General features: G+C 30.9%; 9 protein-coding genes. All 9 read left to right on the top strand.

Features of this window, described 5'->3' with window-relative positions; all coding sequences use genetic code 11:
* Window positions 1-85: 85 nt before the first annotated feature.
* The 9 genes from MKD41_RS15620 to MKD41_RS15660 all read left to right on the top strand — a co-directional run bounded on the left by MKD41_RS15620 (window position 86) and on the right by MKD41_RS15660 (window position 18,003).
* Window positions 86-1,624 carry a glycoside hydrolase gene (locus tag MKD41_RS15620; protein WP_240243274.1) on the top strand — a complete coding sequence of 513 codons (1,539 nt, stop codon included), beginning with the start codon at window positions 86-88 and terminating at the stop codon, window positions 1,622-1,624.
* Between the two features lie 417 nt (window positions 1,625-2,041).
* The gene (locus MKD41_RS15625) at window positions 2,042-5,104 is read left to right on the top strand and encodes a SusC/RagA family TonB-linked outer membrane protein (RefSeq protein ID WP_240243275.1); all 3,063 of its coding nucleotides are present in this window, start codon (window positions 2,042-2,044) and stop codon (window positions 5,102-5,104) included.
* A gap of 12 nt (window positions 5,105-5,116) precedes the next feature.
* Entirely contained in the window at window positions 5,117-6,694 is a 1,578-nt protein-coding gene (locus tag MKD41_RS15630; RefSeq protein WP_240243276.1) for a RagB/SusD family nutrient uptake outer membrane protein, read from the top strand.
* 70 nt (window positions 6,695-6,764) lie between these two features.
* The gene (locus MKD41_RS15635; protein ID WP_240243277.1) at window positions 6,765-8,240 is read left to right on the top strand and encodes an arylsulfatase; all 1,476 of its coding nucleotides are present in this window, start codon (window positions 6,765-6,767) and stop codon (window positions 8,238-8,240) included.
* A gap of 275 nt (window positions 8,241-8,515) precedes the next feature.
* Window positions 8,516-11,614 carry a glycoside hydrolase family 2 TIM barrel-domain containing protein gene (locus MKD41_RS15640; RefSeq protein WP_240243278.1) on the top strand — a complete coding sequence of 1,033 codons (3,099 nt, stop codon included), beginning with the start codon at window positions 8,516-8,518 and terminating at the stop codon, window positions 11,612-11,614.
* A gap of 68 nt (window positions 11,615-11,682) precedes the next feature.
* Window positions 11,683-13,191 (top strand): alkaline phosphatase D family protein, encoded by a 1,509-nt coding sequence (locus MKD41_RS15645; protein ID WP_240243279.1) that lies wholly within the window; start codon window positions 11,683-11,685, stop codon window positions 13,189-13,191.
* A 5-nt stretch (window positions 13,192-13,196) separates the two neighbouring features.
* A complete protein-coding gene (locus MKD41_RS15650; protein WP_240243280.1) occupies window positions 13,197-14,801 on the top strand; it encodes a sulfatase in 1,605 nt (534 codons plus the stop codon).
* Between the two features lie 251 nt (window positions 14,802-15,052).
* On the top strand, window positions 15,053-16,510 hold the full coding sequence (locus MKD41_RS15655; RefSeq protein ID WP_240243281.1) for an arylsulfatase: 1,458 nt from the start codon (window positions 15,053-15,055) through the stop codon (window positions 16,508-16,510).
* A 38-nt stretch (window positions 16,511-16,548) separates the two neighbouring features.
* Window positions 16,549-18,003, top strand: a complete 1,455-nt coding sequence (locus MKD41_RS15660) for a sulfatase-like hydrolase/transferase (RefSeq protein ID WP_240243282.1) — start codon at window positions 16,549-16,551, stop codon at window positions 18,001-18,003.
* Window positions 18,004-18,015 lie beyond the last annotated feature (12 nt).

The following is an 18,015-nucleotide window of genomic DNA, read 5'->3' on the forward strand; positions in this document are numbered from 1 at the left end:
TTATTTTTTAAATTTAAAAATGCATTAAATTAAGAATACTCTCGTCTTAAAATATATAGATTAAAACAACTTATAAAGTAATCAAATGAGAACAAAACTAAAATACATTATTATCGGTTTAATTTTTCAATTTTCTTTTGGTCAACAAAAAGATAGTTTAAAAGTTATAATTACTCCTGAAGTTGAATATCAAACTATTCATAATTTTGGTGCTTCAGACGCCTGGACAACCCAGTTTGTAGGTAATTGGCCTTTAGAAAAAAAGAATGCAATTGCCGACTTATTATTCGGTTTAGAGTACGATTCAACAGGGTCTCCAAAGGGAATTGGCTTGGCGGCTTGGCGGTTTAACATTGGGGCAGGAAGTGCAGAGCAAGGTGCATTAAGCGGTATTAAAGATCCTTGGAGAAGAGCAGAAGGTTTTTTACAAGACGACCTTAGTTATAATTGGAAAAGTCAAAGTGGTCAACAATGGTTTTTGTTAGCTGCAAAGCAACGAGGTGTAAAAGATTTTGTTGGTTTTGTAAATAGCCCTCCAGTACAATTAACTAAAAATAATAAAGCATACCCATCTAATGCAAATTCATCAAACCTTGCGGAAGCGAATTATAATTCTTATGCTGTTTTTTTGGCTGAAGTTGTAAAGAACTTTAAGCGTAATTTAAATATTGACTTGACTTATATAAGTCCTTTTAACGAGCCGCAATGGGAGTGGATAAAAGGAAGTCAAGAAGGTTCTCCTTGGAATAACAATGAACTAGCATTAGCAACAAAGGCTATTGATAAAGTTTTTAATGAGGAAAATTTAAAAACAAAGTTGGAAATCTCAGAAGCAGGTTCTATTGGTTATTTAACTTCCGAAAAAACTAAGTTTAATAATAGAAGTAATCAAGTAGAAGAGTTTTTTAATACCGAAAGCAGTAATTATATAGGAGACTTAAATTCGGTAGCATCAAAATTTGCAGGACATAGTTACTTTACTACTTGGAAAATTTCAAAACTGAAAAAAGAACGTGAAAAAATAGCTGAAAAGTTACAAGAATACCCCAATCTTGAATATTGGATGACTGAATACTGTGTTTTGGAAAATAATGAAGAAATTAAAGGAAAAGGGAAAGATTTAGGGATGAATACGGCATTGTATGTTTCAAGGGTCATTCATTCAGATTTAACAATATCAAACGCAAGTGCTTGGCATTGGTGGATTGCATTAAGCGCTTATAATTATAAAGATGGTTTAATTTATGTTGATAAAGCAACAGATGATGGTGAGTTTGTAGACTCTAAATTATTGTGGGCATTGGGTAATTATGCGCGATTTATTAGACCTAAGGCTAAAAGAATTAAAGTAGACTATAAAGATTTAAACTCTATAGAAAATTTAAAAAATGGTTTATTAGTTTCAGCATATAAAAATAGCGATAATAGTATTGTTGTTGTAATTGTTAATCAACAAAAAAGTGCTGTACATTTAGATATGTTAATTGATGGTACTTCAACATTTAAAGTAAAAAAAATGTACACAACAAATAAATCTTTAAACTTAAAAAATGTTGAAATAAAGAATAATAAGCCACTTATAATTTTAGGAGCATCTATAAATACTATAATTTATGAAAAATAGTTTTTTATTATAAAAAATAATACATATTTTAATTTTAATTGAATCTTCTATTGTTAATTATTTGATATTACTTTTAAATAGTAATGCTTAATTTTAAAAATAGAAGATTTTTTTTTGTATAAGTTTTGGGAATGTACTAATTATTTCTATCGGTTTAAAACCTTTTTCTAAGCTTTTTATTGAATGTTAAATCTAATATTAAATAGTATATTTATTTTTTTTGAGTATGTGATTATAGGTGTTAGTTTGTTTTAATAGGAGTTAAATTGTTGCAAGCGGTTAAATACCTGTTATTTATTGTTATTTGCAACAAATTTACCCCAAAAAAGAGAACCTTGCTTTTTATTTATCTTATAGATTTGTTGTAATCATTTGTTATAATGATGAAACCAAACTATAAATTAATTATTAATTAGTATGAAATTAAAACTAAGTATTTTATTACTGTTGTGTTGTGGTTTTATGTCCTTAAAGGCTCAAACAACTATTACAGGAACAGTTACAGACGACTTAAATCAAACTTTGCCAGGTGTTAATATTTTGGTAAAAGGAACAAACCGAGGGGTGACTTCCGATTTTGATGGAAACTATTCAATTGAAGTTTCTAAAGGTGAAATTTTACAATTTTCATATATTGGGTTTGTGGCTCAAGATATTTTAATTGGAGATCAAGAAGTATTAAACATTGTTTTAAAAGGAGATTCACAACAATTAAATGAAGTTGTTGTAATTGGGTACGGAACTACATCTAAAAAAGATTTAGTTTCTTCTGTATCTTCTGTAAAATCTGATGTTTTGGAAAATCAACCAGTCGCAAGGTTAGATCAGGCACTACAAGGTAGAGCTACAGGAGTTTCAGTAACATCTAATAGTGGTGATCCAGGATCGGGTTCAACTATTAGAATTAGAGGTGCTAGTTCAATAAATGGTAATAACAACCCTTTATATGTGGTTGATGGATTTATTGTTGGAACAGGGTTCAACTTAAACACTTTAAACGTTAATGATATTAAATCTGTTGATGTTTTAAAAGATGCAACAGCATTAGCTATTTATGGTACAAGAGGGGCTTCAGGGGTTATTTTAGTTACAACTAAAAATGGTACCGAAGTTTCAAAAGGAAAACCAAAAATTAGCTTAAATCATTACTACAGTGTTCAAGAAGTAGCAAATGAAATTGATATTTTAAGTGGAGAAGATTATGTGAATTATATTAATGAAGCTGGTCAATTTAATCCAAATCTAAATAATGGTTTTGGAGGAACAGACCCTACTTTACCATTGATATTTGATGAGCCAGGAGCAGTTGAAACAACCGATTGGTTAGACCTTGTATCTCAAACAGGTCATGTTATGAATACAGATTTATCTATAATGGGTAATTCAGAAAATTCAAACTACTATGTTTCTATAAATCATTTTGATCAAGAAGGTATTTTAAGAGGATCTGGATTAGAAAGAGTAACCTTTAGAACTAATTTAGATGTAAGACTTTCTGATAAGTTTAAAATGGGAATTCGTTTAAACGCTACACATTATAAAAAAGAGAATAACAAAGTAAATTATTCAAATATTGTACAATCGCTTTTGCCTATTTCAAAAGTATATAATGATGATGGTAGTTATAATGGGGTGAACCCTATTAGTTCTGGAACACAAAGAAATCCAGAAGCAGATATTAATTTAAGAGTAGATCACGATTTAATTACAAAACTTATTTCTAATGCATATTTTGAGTATGAATTGTTTGAAAATTTTAAATTGAAATCTACTATTGGTGCCGAAATAACGCATACAAAATACAACGATTATCTTCCTGGAGCTTTACCAGATAGAATACTTAATAAAGGAGGAACAGGTTATGGAAAAGTAGCTACAAATTTTTCAAAAAGTATATTGAATGAAAATACATTTACTTATGATGTAGCTGCAGATGAAGATCATTCCCTTAAAATATTAGGAGGATTTACTTGGCAAAAAGATAATAATGAAAGTACTGTTTCTGAAGCCGATGGTTTTCCAAATGATGCTGTATCATTTAATAATCTTGCCTTAGGTGATGCTACACTTTATTATGCAAACTCAGGATATAGCCAAAGAACGCTAGCTTCATTTTTAAGTAGGGTAGATTATGGTTATAAAAGTAAATACCTTTTAACTTTAGTTGGTAGATACGATGGTTCTTCTGTATTTGAAGCAGGAAATAAATATGCATTTTTCCCTTCTGTAGGTCTTGCTTGGAATACAAGTGACGAAAATTTTATGGAAGATATAGATGTTATTAATAATTTAAAAGTTAGAGGTAGTTATGGTATTGTTGGTGAGCAGGGTGTAAGTCCTTACAATTCAATTGCAACATATAACAATACAATTAATGTGTTTAATGATAATGTAGTAAATGCAGTTCAGTTAGGCTCTGTACCTAGTGATGGTTTAAAGTGGGAAACTACAAAACAATTAGATCTTGGTTTTGAAATAAGCCTTTTAGACAATAGAATTACATTTGAAGCTGATTACTATAAAAAAACTACAGAAGATTTATTGTTAGCTAAAGCTTTATCTGCACAAGCAGGTGGAGGTACTCAATTACAAAATGTAGGATCAATTGAAAATAAAGGTTTTGAGTTCTCTTTAAATACTATTAATGTTGAGAAAAAAGATTTTTCTTGGAGTTCAACATTATCAATTTCAACAAACAAAAGTGAAGTTTTAGAATTAGATGGTAGAGAATATATAGACTTACAATCAACAGGTAATCAGGGAGGTACTTCAGCAAGACTTATTGTTGGAGAATCTATGCCAGTATTTATTGGACTTAATTATCTAGGAACTTATAAAACAGCTGAAGAAATAATTGCAGATGGTAGAGAAGGAATGTCATTTATTGGTGGTCCAAGATTTGAAAATTTAGATGATAATCCATCTTGGAACAGTGAAGATGCAACAATAATTGGAAGTCCAGAACCAGATTTTTATGGAGGTTTTAGAAATACTTTTACGTATAAAAATCTTTCATTAGACGTATTTTTTCAAGGTCAATACGGAAGTGATATCTTTAATATTAGAACTCAAACTTCATTTTATGGAAGAAACGAAGAAAACTTAGATTCACGAGTATTAGATCGTTGGATAGAAGGAGAGAATGAAACTTCAGATGTTCCTAGAGCAGGTGTTTCTGCAAGTTTATTTAACCCAAATAGTACTAATAATATTGAAGATGGTTCATTTTTAAGATTAAAAACTGCCACTTTAAATTACAATCTTCCTTTAGATAAAATTGGATGGGATAATACATTTAGCGCATTTAATGTATATGTTACAGGTTCTAATTTATTTTTAATTTCTAAGTTTAAATTAGGAGATCCAGAAACAAATAATTTTAGTGCAGGTAGTGGTTTTGGATCAGTGTCTCAAGGTTTTGCAGCAGGTACTTATCCGTATGCTAAGTCTGTTACATTTGGATTAAAAATGGAATTTTAAAAAAATAATAAAATGAAAAATATATTAAAAAATAAAATACTCCTAGTATTATTAGGTTTCTTTGCTATAATTTCATGTGATGAATATCTAGAAGAGGAATTGAGGGATGCAATTACTCCAGAAAACTTTTTCAATAATGACAAGGAAGCTGAATTGGCTGTAAATGGTATTTATACATTATACCATAATAATAATTTATATAGACAAAGAGGTTTAGATGATTATAATTTAAGTGGAGCAGATGAAGTTGGCCCTAATAGAAATGTAAATGGATCCATTCATAATTATTTAATTGCAGAAGGTACAGCCGATGGTAATGGTGTGTGGTCTCAATTATATGAAGTAGTAAATGGAACAACAGAGTTTTTAGCCAATATTGATGGAAATGAAAAAATTTCAGAAGCGGCAAGAAATCAAGCCGTTGGTGAATTGTTGTTCTTAAGAGCTTTGGCATTTTTTCACTTAACTAATTTATGGGGAGATGTTCCATATTTTAGAGAAATGTTAAATCCTATTGAAGCTGGAGAATTGGGTAGATATGATAAAGATTTGATTAGAACAGATATGAAAGAAGATCTAACAAGAGCTATTTCATTATTACCAGAATCTTACTCAAGTGCAGATTTAGGAAGAGCTACAAAATGGGCGGCTTATGCTTTAAAAGCGAAGTTTCACTTATTTGATAAAGAATGGGCGTTAGCTAAAAGTGATTGTGATGCTATTATTAATAATTCGCATCATACATTATTAGATAATTTTGCAGATGTTTTTAATCAATTAGATCCAACAAATTCAATAAATAACGAACATATTTTTATTATTGATTTTAAAGCTGATGAACTTAATACTACAAGAACAGATGATTATAATCCTCGAATAAGAGATGAACCTTCAAATAGAAATGAAAATGCTTTTGATGAATTTGGAAATCCAGTGCTTAAATCTAATGGAACCCAAATGAAACGATGGGAATATTTTCAAAGTTTAATGTTAGAGCAAGAAGAAGACATGACAGGGTATGGATGGGCAATACCATTACCAGAAATAGCTGATAGAGATAATTGGCAAGATGGAGATTTACGTTATGATGCAACTATAGTAACAGAATATTTAGGCTTTGAACTTGCATTTCCATATTACAGAAAAAATTGGAATTTAGACCAGGTAAATTCAGTGAGATATAACCACCACGAAAACTATATTGTTTTCCGTTTGGCTGATATTTATTTAATGGCTGCTGAAGCAGAAAATGAATTAAATGGTCCTGCTAATGCATATCCATATGTAAATAAAGTACGTGAAAGAGCTTTTGATCCAGATCAACCTTGGAGCGGAATGTCTCAATCTGAGTTTAGAGAAGCAATGTATTCTGAAAGAAAATTTGAACTTGCTGCAGAAGGACATAGAAAAATGGATTTAATTAGATGGGGAATATTGCTAGATGTAGTAAAAAATACAGAACATAGAAGTTGGAATAATCCTGCGGCTAATATTCAACCATACCATGTGTTACTTCCAGTACCACAAAATCAAATTTTATTAAATGCAAATTTATTAGACTCTGACCCTACAAATAACGGTTACCGTTAAAATAAAATAACCAAAAGCTAGAGTGTAAATATTAATATTTACACTCTAGCTATTTTAAAATTTACCAATTATGAAAAGTTTACTTTCTTTTATTGCTTATGTGTGTCTTTTATCGAGCATAATTTCTTGCTCAAATCAAAAAGAAAAGAACAGTTTAGACATAGCACAAGAGTCTTCTAAAAAACCCAATATTATTTATATTCTTGCCGATGATTTAGGATATGGCGATTTAAGTGTTTACGGACAGGAAAAATTGAGTACGCCAAATATTGATGCATTAGCTTCAGAAGGATTGTTATTTACTCAACATTATGCAGGTAATACGGTATGTGCACCGTCAAGATCTGCTCTATTAACAGGAATGCATACAGGACATACACCAGTAAGAGGAAATAAAGAGATACAACCAGAAGGACAATATCCAATACCAGCAGACACTTATACTTTAGCAGAAGCCTTAAAAAAAGGAGGATATGTCACAGGAGCCTTTGGGAAATGGGGATTAGGATATCCAGGTTCAGAAGGAGATCCCGTATATCAAGGATTTGATACTTTTTATGGATATAATTGCCAGCGTTTAGGCCATAATTACTATCCATTTCACCTATGGTCAAATAGAGATTCTATAGTTTTGGCAGGCAATAGCGGATTTAAAAAAGAGCAATACGCACCAAATTTAATACAAGATGAAGCACTTTCATTTTTAGAAAAAAATAAAGACACTACATTCTTTATGTATGTACCAACCATAATACCACACGCAGAATTAGTTGCTCCAGATTCAATTATGGCAAAATACAAAGGAAAATATTTACCAGAGAAAAAATACGAAGGCGTAGACGGAGGACCAGAATATAGATTAGGTTTTTACGAATCACAAGACGAACCACATGCGGCTTTTGCAGCAATGATAGAGATTATGGACACCCAAGTAGGTGAAATAATGAAAAAAGTTAAAGAACTGGGAATTGAAGATAATACAATTTTAGTATTTGCGTCTGATAACGGACCTCATTCAGAAGGTGGTGCCGACCCAGAATATTTTAAAAGTAGTGGTCCATTTAAAGGAACAAAAAGAGATTTGTACGAAGGTGGTATTCGAGTACCAATGATAATTAAATGGCCAGGGAAAATAAAAGAAGGTACAAAAACAGACTTAGTTTCTGCTTTTTGGGATGTATTTCCAACATTCTCAGAAATTGCTGAGATACCAGTTCCAGAAAACTTGGATGGAATTTCATTTTTACCAACGTTATTAAATAAACCAGAATTACAAAAACAACATGAATATTTATATTGGGAATTTCACGAAAGAGGTGGAAGACAAGCTGTTAGAAAAGGAGATTGGAAAGCCGTTAAATATAATGTTTTAAAAGAACCAAATGCTCCTATAGAATTGTATGATTTATCGAAAGATGAAGGAGAAACAACTAATGTAGCAAGTCAATACCCAGAAATAGTAAAAGAAATGGAGCTTATTTTAAAAGAAGCAAGAACACCGTCAGATGTTTTTACATTTAGTCAAAATACTTTTGTAGCTGATTAAAAAATTGCTTGTATTAATTATTATATCAACGTTTTACAAACTACTTTTATAAATTTGAGTTATTAATTGTGAGTGACCAAAGCAGGGGTGCTAAGTCTTTAAGTAATAACGTTGATATAAAACTCCAATTAGAACCAATAATTGGTAAATACTAATAAAGTGTTACCAAACCATTAAAATTAACATATAGCATAAAAAGCTATAGAAAATAAAAATATAATGTAAGTAATGTGTTTTTTGAGATTAAAACTTCATTACTACTAATAAATACTACTATGTCATATATTAATAAATCCTATTTAAAACAACAAACTTATTTAATCTTGTCTTTTATAGTTAGTTTATTGTTTATAAGTTGCCAAAATGAAACAACTGAAATAAGTAACAATTCTCGTGTGAATTTTGATTCCAATTGGAAATTTATTCAAGAAGATATTACAGGTGCTGAATTAATTGAATATAACGATGCTTCTTGGAGAACATTAAATTTACCTCACGACTGGAGTATAGAAGGTGAATATGATGAAAATAACCCAATGGCCGGACAAAGTGGTTACTTACCTGCTGGATTTGGGTGGTATAGAAAAACCATTACTGTTCCAGAAACTTGGAAAGGGCAACATGTAGAAATAGCTTTTGATGGGGTATTTATGAATAGTACAGTATGGGCAAATGGTAAAAAATTAGGAACCAGACCTTATGGTTGGATTTCATTTGCATATGACATATCAGAAATTGTACAAACTTCAAAAAAAATAACTTTTGCTGTACGTGTAGATAATAGTAAACAACCTTCGGCACGTTGGTATACTGGAAGTGGAATTTATGCACATACTTGGATAGATGTAAAAAATAAAAACCATATTACAAGAGATGGAATTTTTGTAAGAACAGAAAAGAATAACATTTTTGTAGATACTGATTTAACAACTATAGACGATCAAGCTAAAACAGGAACACTTATTACTTCCGTTGTAGATAAAAGTGGAAAAGTAATTGCTACTACAGAAGATAGTTTAATGGAAAGTGAAGATTTAATAATTAAAACAAACTTAACTTTAAACAACCCAAAACTTTGGTCAATAAAAACACCGTATTTATATACCTTAAAAAGTGAGTTAAAAGTAAATGAAGAAGTAGTAGATGTTGTTGAAACTAAATTTGGGGTTAGAGATATTGAATGGGTTGCAGAAACAGGAATGTGGATAAATGGAGAAAATATTAAATTACAAGGTGTATGTAACCATCAAGATGCAGGGGCTTTTGGAGCAGCTGTGCCTGATAAAATTCTTCGTTTTAGAATTCAACAGTTAAAAGATATGGGAGTCAATGCAATTAGAACGGCTCACAACCCACAAACACCAATATTTTACGATTTATGTGATGAGCTTGGTATGTTAGTAATGGATGAAATTTTTGATGGATGGAAGAAAAAAGCTAAAAACGATTATGGAGCACATTTCTTTGATGAATGGTGGAAGCAAGATTTAACAGATTGGATAAAGAGAGATAGAAATCACCCTTCTATTGTTATCTATAGTGTTGGAAACGAAACAGGAGGACCTATAGCTAAGGATTTAGTTGAAGCTTGTAATAATCTAGATCCTACTAGACCAGTAACTTCAGGTCATTCTGGGTCTAACCATATGAATGTTTTAGGTGTAAATGGAGGTAGTGAGAAGAAAGGATTTATGGAAAACATAGAAAAAAATCAAAAAGGAAAAGTTTTTATAGGAACAGAAAATACACATACTTGGCAAGTAAGAGGATATTACAGAACCAAAACTTGGTTTAGAGATGGTTTCCCTAATAAAAATCAACGACCTTACGCCATTCCAGATTTAACAGAAAAAGAAGTATTTACTCATGATTGGGTTGATGAAGTTGATAGAAAAAATAGAAAACAAGTTTTTAATTCAAGTTATGACAATGCAACTGTGCGTGTATCATCACGTTTAAATATAGCACAACTTAGAGATATACCAGAATATGCAGGTTCATTCCGTTGGACAGGTTATGATTATATTGGTGAAGCAAGTTATGTACATGGTGGTTGGCCTTTTAAAGCTTTTATGGGAGGTGCTATAGATTTAGCAAATTTTGAAAAAGATTTGTATTATTTATACCAAAGTCAGTGGACAACAGAGCCAATGGTTCATATTTTACCACATTGGACACATCCAAAAGTGGAATTGGGTACAGAAATTCCAGTGTGGGTTTATTCTAATTGCGATGAAGTTGAGCTATTTTTTGACAATACATCTTTAGGAAAAAAGAAACCAGGAAAAGCTTGGGATGAAATGCAGTGCCAATGGTTAGTTAAATGGCAACCAGGTACTTTAAAAGCTGTTGCTTATAAAGACAATAAAGTAGTTTCTGAAAAGGTTATAAAAACGGCAAATGCGCCTTCTAAAATTAAATTATCAATTGATGGTGAACCTTTAAAAGATACTACAAATGATATTGTACAAGTAAGAGTTACAACAACAGATAATACTGGTGAATTTTATCCTTATGGAGAAAATAGAACTTATTTTAATGTAATTGGAGCAGGAAGAATTAAAGCTTTAGATAATGGAAGTCCTGTTGATGTTGAACAACATGTAGGTCTAAATCATAGAAAAGCATTTTATGGATTAACACGTGCTTATATAGAATCTACAAATAACTCTGGTGCTATTAACTTGTTAGCAAGTTGTATTTTAGGAGAGAAAAAACAAATTACTTCTAATAAAGTAAGTATAGATACCGAAATTCTTAATTTAAGAGGAGCTAAAATTAATCCTACAATTAAAATATTTTATACTACAGATGGTACTAATCCAACTATTAATTCTAAAAAATATGAATCGAGTTTTGAAATTGCACCAGAAACAACTGTAAAAGCATTAATTGTTGTAGATGGTGAAGCTTTACAAGTTTTGGAAGAAAAATTTGGAGCAAATGAAGGATTTACTTGGAATGAAAATATAACAAATGTAACAGAAATAGGAGAACAAGCTGAAGAAGCTACAGTAGTTAATGGTAGTGTTTTAGCAAAAGGTTCAAACTTTAGAGGTAAAGGTTATGTAAGTTTAGATAAAGAAGTAGGATCGTCTGTGGCTTGGTATCAAGAAAATGATGGAGGTGCAGGAGAAATAGATTTATACATTAGATATAGTGCACATATTAAAGGTGCTGCAGGTACTTATGTTAAACTTATAGTTAATGATGAGGTTGTAAAAGATAAGCTTTTTTTACCAAGTACAGATAATTGGGGAGAATTTTGGAGTAAAGTAAAAGTTTCTATTCAAATTAATAGAGGTGCAAATACAATTAAATTAGAAACAGTTGAAGATAAAGGTCTCTTTGTTGATGAAATTATTTTTAAATAAACTGTAAATTTGTTTTTAAAATTGTAACCATTACTAATATATCAAAAGTTTAACTGATAATTCAACTAATGAAAAATATAAATGTATTTAATAGGTATTGCTTAGTTTTTACAATATTATTTATTAGCTGTAAAGGTTACAGTCAAAAAAACACAGTTGTTCCGGTACAACATAAAGTAACACTTAAAGAAGCACATAAAGGAGATTTAGAAATTGACACTTTATTGCTTGATAGTTACGGACTTTTACCTGAAAATATTAGACAGTTTTATATGGAATCTCGTGCTGTATTTTTAGAAAATACAGAAGCGAATTTTGCAGATGCTAAGATTTTAGAATCTGCAAAAAAGCATAATTTAGCACTAATAGGAGGTCCTATACTAGGGAATTTACAAGAGGAAGAAGTAACTGTTTGGTTGCGAAAATACTCTGAAACACCTATTACTATCAAAGTGTTGAATATAAAAGATAAGAGGGAGCATATATATTTTAAAAACAATATAACACCAGGTGTTGAGCAAAGGATAGTATTGGATGGATTAACTGCTAATTCAGAGTATAAGTATCAAATTTATGAAAATGAAATTAAGCTAGCAGAAGGGGGATTTAAAACAGCCCCAACTACTAAAGAAAAAGGCTTGTTTAAAGTGGCTTTTGGATCAGATTTTCATAAAGTAGGATTGCATAATCCAAACTTAGTAACACAAATTCTAAAAAGAAATCCACAAGTAATGTTGTTAATTGGCGATATAGCTGTTGATGATAGGGAAAATAAAATTAACCTACATAGGTCAGATTATCTTTTACGAGATATGTCTAAACCTTGGAGAGACCTTTCAGCCAATGTTCCTTTATATACTGCTTGGGATGATCACGATTATTTTAATAACGATCTAAGCGGTATTCCAGATAAATTCACTAGTGATGATGTTGAGGCAGTTAGAGCAGTTTGGTATCAGAATTGGAACAATCCAGAGTATAAAGGAGAAGGCATATATTTTAGCACTGTAATAGGTCCTGTTGAAGTAATTATGTTAGATACGCGTTCTTGCCGTACAGTTGAAGCACGAGGCGAATATGGTTCGTATTTAGGTATAGAACAACAAAACTGGTTAAAAGAAACTTTAAAAAATTCTATAGCTCCTTTTAAAATTATTTCAAGTGGAACTATGTGGAGCGACGCTATATCTAATGGAAAAGATTCTTGGGGTACTTGGGATACTGCTGCAAGAGAAGAAATATTTAACCTTATTGAAAGAGAAAATATAAAAGGAGTTTTATTTATTAGTGGAGACCGCCATGGAACACGTGCATTTAATATACCTAGACCATCAGGATATATTATACACGAATTTGAAGCAGGAACATTAGGCGGTGTTCCTGGGCCAAAAGCTATGGCAAAAGATACTACCAATCAAATTTTTGGCTATGGAGGTACTGAAATAATTGCTTTCGGCGAATTTTTATTTAATACAAAAGCAAAAGAACCTCAGGTTACTTTTAGGTTGATTGATGAACACGGTAAAATTGTAGAAAAACACACTTTATTATATAACCAACTTACCCCAAGAAAATAAAAAAGATGAAAATTAAATTACCCATATTTATAGTATTTACACTTTTAATTCTATTAAATTTTAGTTGTAAAAGTGATAAAAATAAGAGTTCAATTACTACTAATGAAAAAGTAAAACCTAACATATTATTCATTCTTGCAGATGATTTTGGATACAAAGATACAAGTGTTATGGGTAGTGAATATTATGAGACTCCTAATATTGATAAAATAGCCAATCAAGGTATGAATTTTACAAATGGCTATGCTAATTGTCAGGTTTGTAGTCCTTCAAGAGCTAGTATTTTAACAGGTAAAAATACTGCACGTCATGGAATAACAGATTGGATAGGTGCAGCAGTAGGAGAAAAATGGAGAAATAAAAAAAGATATAATAAGTTACTTCCGGCGGATTATAATCATCAATTAAATTTGTCTTATACTACTTTGCCTGAAGCTTTAAAAACTCAAGGATATAAAACATTTTTTACTGGAAAATGGCATTTAGGTGGAGAGGGATCTTCTCCAGAAGATCACGGATTTGATATTAACAAAGGAGGATGGGAGAGTGGTAGCCCAAAAGGAGGTTACTTTTCACCATGGATAAATCCAACTTTACCAAATACAAAAAAAGGAGAAAATCTATCTATGCGTTTGGCAGATGAAACAATAAATTTTATGAAACAAAATAAGGATACTACCTTTTTTGCTTTTCTTTCATTTTACGCAGTACATGGTCCTATTCAAACTACACAAGAGAAGTGGCAAAAATACCAACAGAAAGCTCAAGAATTAGGTGTTGCAGAACAAGGGTTTAAAATGGGGCACTTTTTACCAATTAAACAGCAACAAGATAACCCAATTTATGCAGGCCTTGTTGAAACAATGGATGATGCAATTGGAAAAGTAATGAATTCTTTAAAAGAAATGGGGCTTGATGATAATACAATTGTAGTATTTACATCAGATAATGGAGGGGTATCTTCAGGAGATTCATTTTCAACATCAAACCTTCCTTTGCGTGGAGGAAAAGGTTATCAATTTGAAGGTGGAATTCGTGAGCCTTATTTTATTAAAGTTCCTGGTTTAGCAAACGGTCAAATAAATACAACGCCAGTTACGGGTTCAGATTTTTACCCTACTTTATTGGAATTAGTTGGAGCAGATCTTTTACCAGAAGAACACCAAGATGGAGTAAGTTTAGTGCCAATTCTAAAAGGAGAAACTATTGCTAAACGTCCATTAATCTGGCATTATCCACATTACGGAAATCAGGGCGGAGAGCCTTCAAGTATCATAAGAGAAGGAAAATGGAAGTTAATTCATTATTACGAAGATGGACATAAAGAATTGTATGACCTTGAAAATGATATTGAAGAAGCTAATAATATTGCTGAAAATAATCCAGATACAGTAAAATATTTAGATGAGAAACTTTTTAATTATTTAAATGAAGTAGGAGCAAGATTTCCTGTAAAAGATGATGAATATAACGCTGAATTAGAAAAAAAATATTTGGAATCAGTAATTAAAAATCAGTGGCCAAATCTAGAAAAACAACGATTGAAATTTCTTTCCGATGATTTTAAGCCAAACGATACTTGGTGGGATAGTAAAACTACAGTTGATTAGTATTGATTTATTAAAACAATTTAGAATTAATGAAACAATTAAGTAAAAAAATAAGAAGTCTAGGTTATTAAAATAAAGTAGATTTTTTTGCATAAAAAATTATCCCCAATTTTATCTAAATGAGTATAAAATTGGGGGGGTATTTTTAAGCAACATTTTTATCCCTCTATTGAGAAAATTTTACTTTAAAAAAGCACTAACTTTATCTCTGTAAAAAAAATACTATTTATTAGTTAATAATAAGATATAAAATGAGTGTTAAAATAGATCATCTGTTTTTTATTGGAATGTTATTGTTTTTTAGTTTGAGTTGTAAAAACAATCAAAATGTTACAACAACAAAAATTAGTGAAGAGAAAAAGCCAAATATTATTTTTATAATGGCAGACGATTTAGGATACGGAGATATAGGTAGCTACGGGCAAACTAAAATTAAAACTCCAAATCTAGATAAAATGGCTTCCGAAGGAATCATTTTTACAAATCATTATTCTGGTTCAACTGTATGTATGCCATCGCGTGCTAGTTTATTAACTGGATACGATCAAGGACATGCAAGTGTTAGAGGAAATCCTGTTTGGACTCAAAGCGGAAATCCAGTTAACCTTAAACCAAACGAGCCAACTGTAGCAAATGAACTTAAAAAAGCAGGATATAAAACAGCCATTATTGGTAAATGGGGGCTTTCAGAAGGAACTGCTAAAGGAAATATGCCTTCTAATCATGGTTTTGATTATTTTTTAGGTTATAAAACACATGGTGAAGCGCATCATTATTATTGGGATACTATTTACAAAAATAATGAACCTTTTATTTTGAAGGATAATAATTTTAAATTAAAACAAGGAAAATATACGCATGATGTTTTCGTAAACGAAGCATTAAGTTATATTGAAAAAGAAAAAAATAATCCTTTTTTTCTGTATTTAGCTTTAACAATTCCTCATTTAGAATTAACGGTGCCTGAAGATTCTAAAGAACCATATAAAACACTTGGTTGGCCTAAACGTAAAATGAATACTAAAGGACATTACAAAAATGATAAAGAAGGAAATATTACTTATGCAGGTATGGTTTCTCGTATGGATAGAGATATAGGAACACTCTTTGAAAAATTAAAAGAACTTGGAATAGATGAAAATACCATAGTCTTTTTTACCAGTGATAATGGGCCAGAATATGAAAAAGATGATCATTTTTTTAACAGTAATGGAGATTTAAGAGGGGGAAAACGAGATTTATATGAAGGAGGTATTCGTGTTCCATTTATTGCAAATTATCCAGGTAAAATTGCTCCAGGTTCTAAAAGTAATCATATTTCTGCTTTTTGGGATTTTTTACCAACAGTTTGTGATTTAGCAGGTGTAAAACCTTCAAATAAAGATATTAATGGACTTTCTTTAATGCCAGAATTGATGGGGAATACAAAAGCTCAAAAAAAACATGATTATTTGTACTGGGAATTTAATGAAAAACAAGGGCCTATTCAAGCAATTAGAAAAGACGAATGGAAATTGGTATGGAAATTAGAAGGGAAACCAGAATTGTATAATCTTTCAAAAGATATTGGTGAAACTGAAAATTTAGTCTTAAAAGAACCAGAAAAATTAAACGAAATGCTACGTATATTAAAAAATGCTAGAACAGAACATAGCGAGTTTCCATTAGAAACAAGAGCGTTGGCAATTAAAAGAAGAAGTAATAAATAAAAGAATATCAAAATCAATAATTATATAAAAATTAATAAATGAAAAAAATACTTGTAATTTTTTTATTGTGTATGGTATATGTTACATCATATGCACAAACAGAAAACAAAAAAAGACCAAATTTTCTATTTGTATTAGTAGATGATCAATCTCCGTTCGATTTAAAAATCTACGATGAAAAATCAATACTAGATACTCCAAATATTGATAAACTAGCAAAAGAAGGAATAGTTTTTGACAGCGCACGTAATATGGGAGCTATGAATGGAGCTGTTTGTACGCCTTCTCGTCATATGATTATGTCTGGGCGTAAAGTTTGGGATTTACCACGTAGTGCTGGTTTTAACGAAAATATAACTGCTCCAGATAGTTTAGAACTTCAAACAATAGGAGCCGTTTTTAATAGAGCTGGTTATAAAACCATGCGAACTTGTAAACAAGGAAATTCTTACGGAGCAGCAAACAAACAATTTACAGTAGTTCATGATGCTGTAAAACGTGGAGGTACCGAAGAAACAGGTAGTGCTTGGCATTCTAAACAAGTACTTAATTATTTAGAAAATCGTGAAGAAAGTAAAGAAACAGACCCTTTCTTTATTTATTTTGGGTTTTCTCACCCACACGACGAGCGTAATGGAACTCCAGAGTTGTTAGCAAAATATGGAGCTACAAATCATAAAGATCCTAACACAATTCCCCCTATAAATTCAAAACAACCAGGTGTACAAGATAATTACCTGCCAGCACACCCATTCTTTCACGGGCATAAAAATTTAAGAGATGAAGAACGTGTAGTTGGAGTTTGGAAAAATAGAGATAAACAAACAATTCAAAATGAATTAGGACGCGAATATGCTTGTAGTGAAAACATAGACATTCAAATGGGTAAGGTGCTTAAGAAGCTTGAAGAAATGGGAGAATTAGATAATACCTATATTATTTATACTTCGGATCACGGAATTGCAATAGGAAGGCATGGTCTTATGGGAAAACAAAATTTGTACGAACATACTTCTCGTGTGCCATTTATAATTAAAGGTCCAAATATTAAAGCAGGGCAACGTGTTAAGGGAAATGTTTATCTTTTAGATATTTTACCAACAGTTTGTGATTTAGCGGGTATTGAGATTCCAGAAACTGTTCAAGGAGTTAGTTTTAAACCATTGTTAGAAGGTAAAAAAAATACTATGAGAGATGTTATGTACGGAGTATATTGTGGAGGGTCTAAACCTGGAATGCGTAGTGTTATTAAAGGTGATTGGAAACTTATAAAATACGATCTTATGAAAGGTTCTATTAGAAAAACACAACTTTTTAATCTTGCTGAAAATCCGAATGAGTTTTTAGAAGAGCACCAAAAATTGGGTGAAATGGAAACTAATTTAGCTAACAATCCTTTATATGCCGAAAAATTAGCAGAAATGGAACAATTATTATTAGAACAAATGATAGAAAATAATGATCCCTATAGATTGTGGGATCAAGAAAAATAAACACTTTATTGT

The sequence above is a fragment of the Lutibacter sp. A64 genome (assembly GCF_022429565.1).
GTDB lineage: Bacteria > Bacteroidota > Bacteroidia > Flavobacteriales > Flavobacteriaceae > Lutibacter.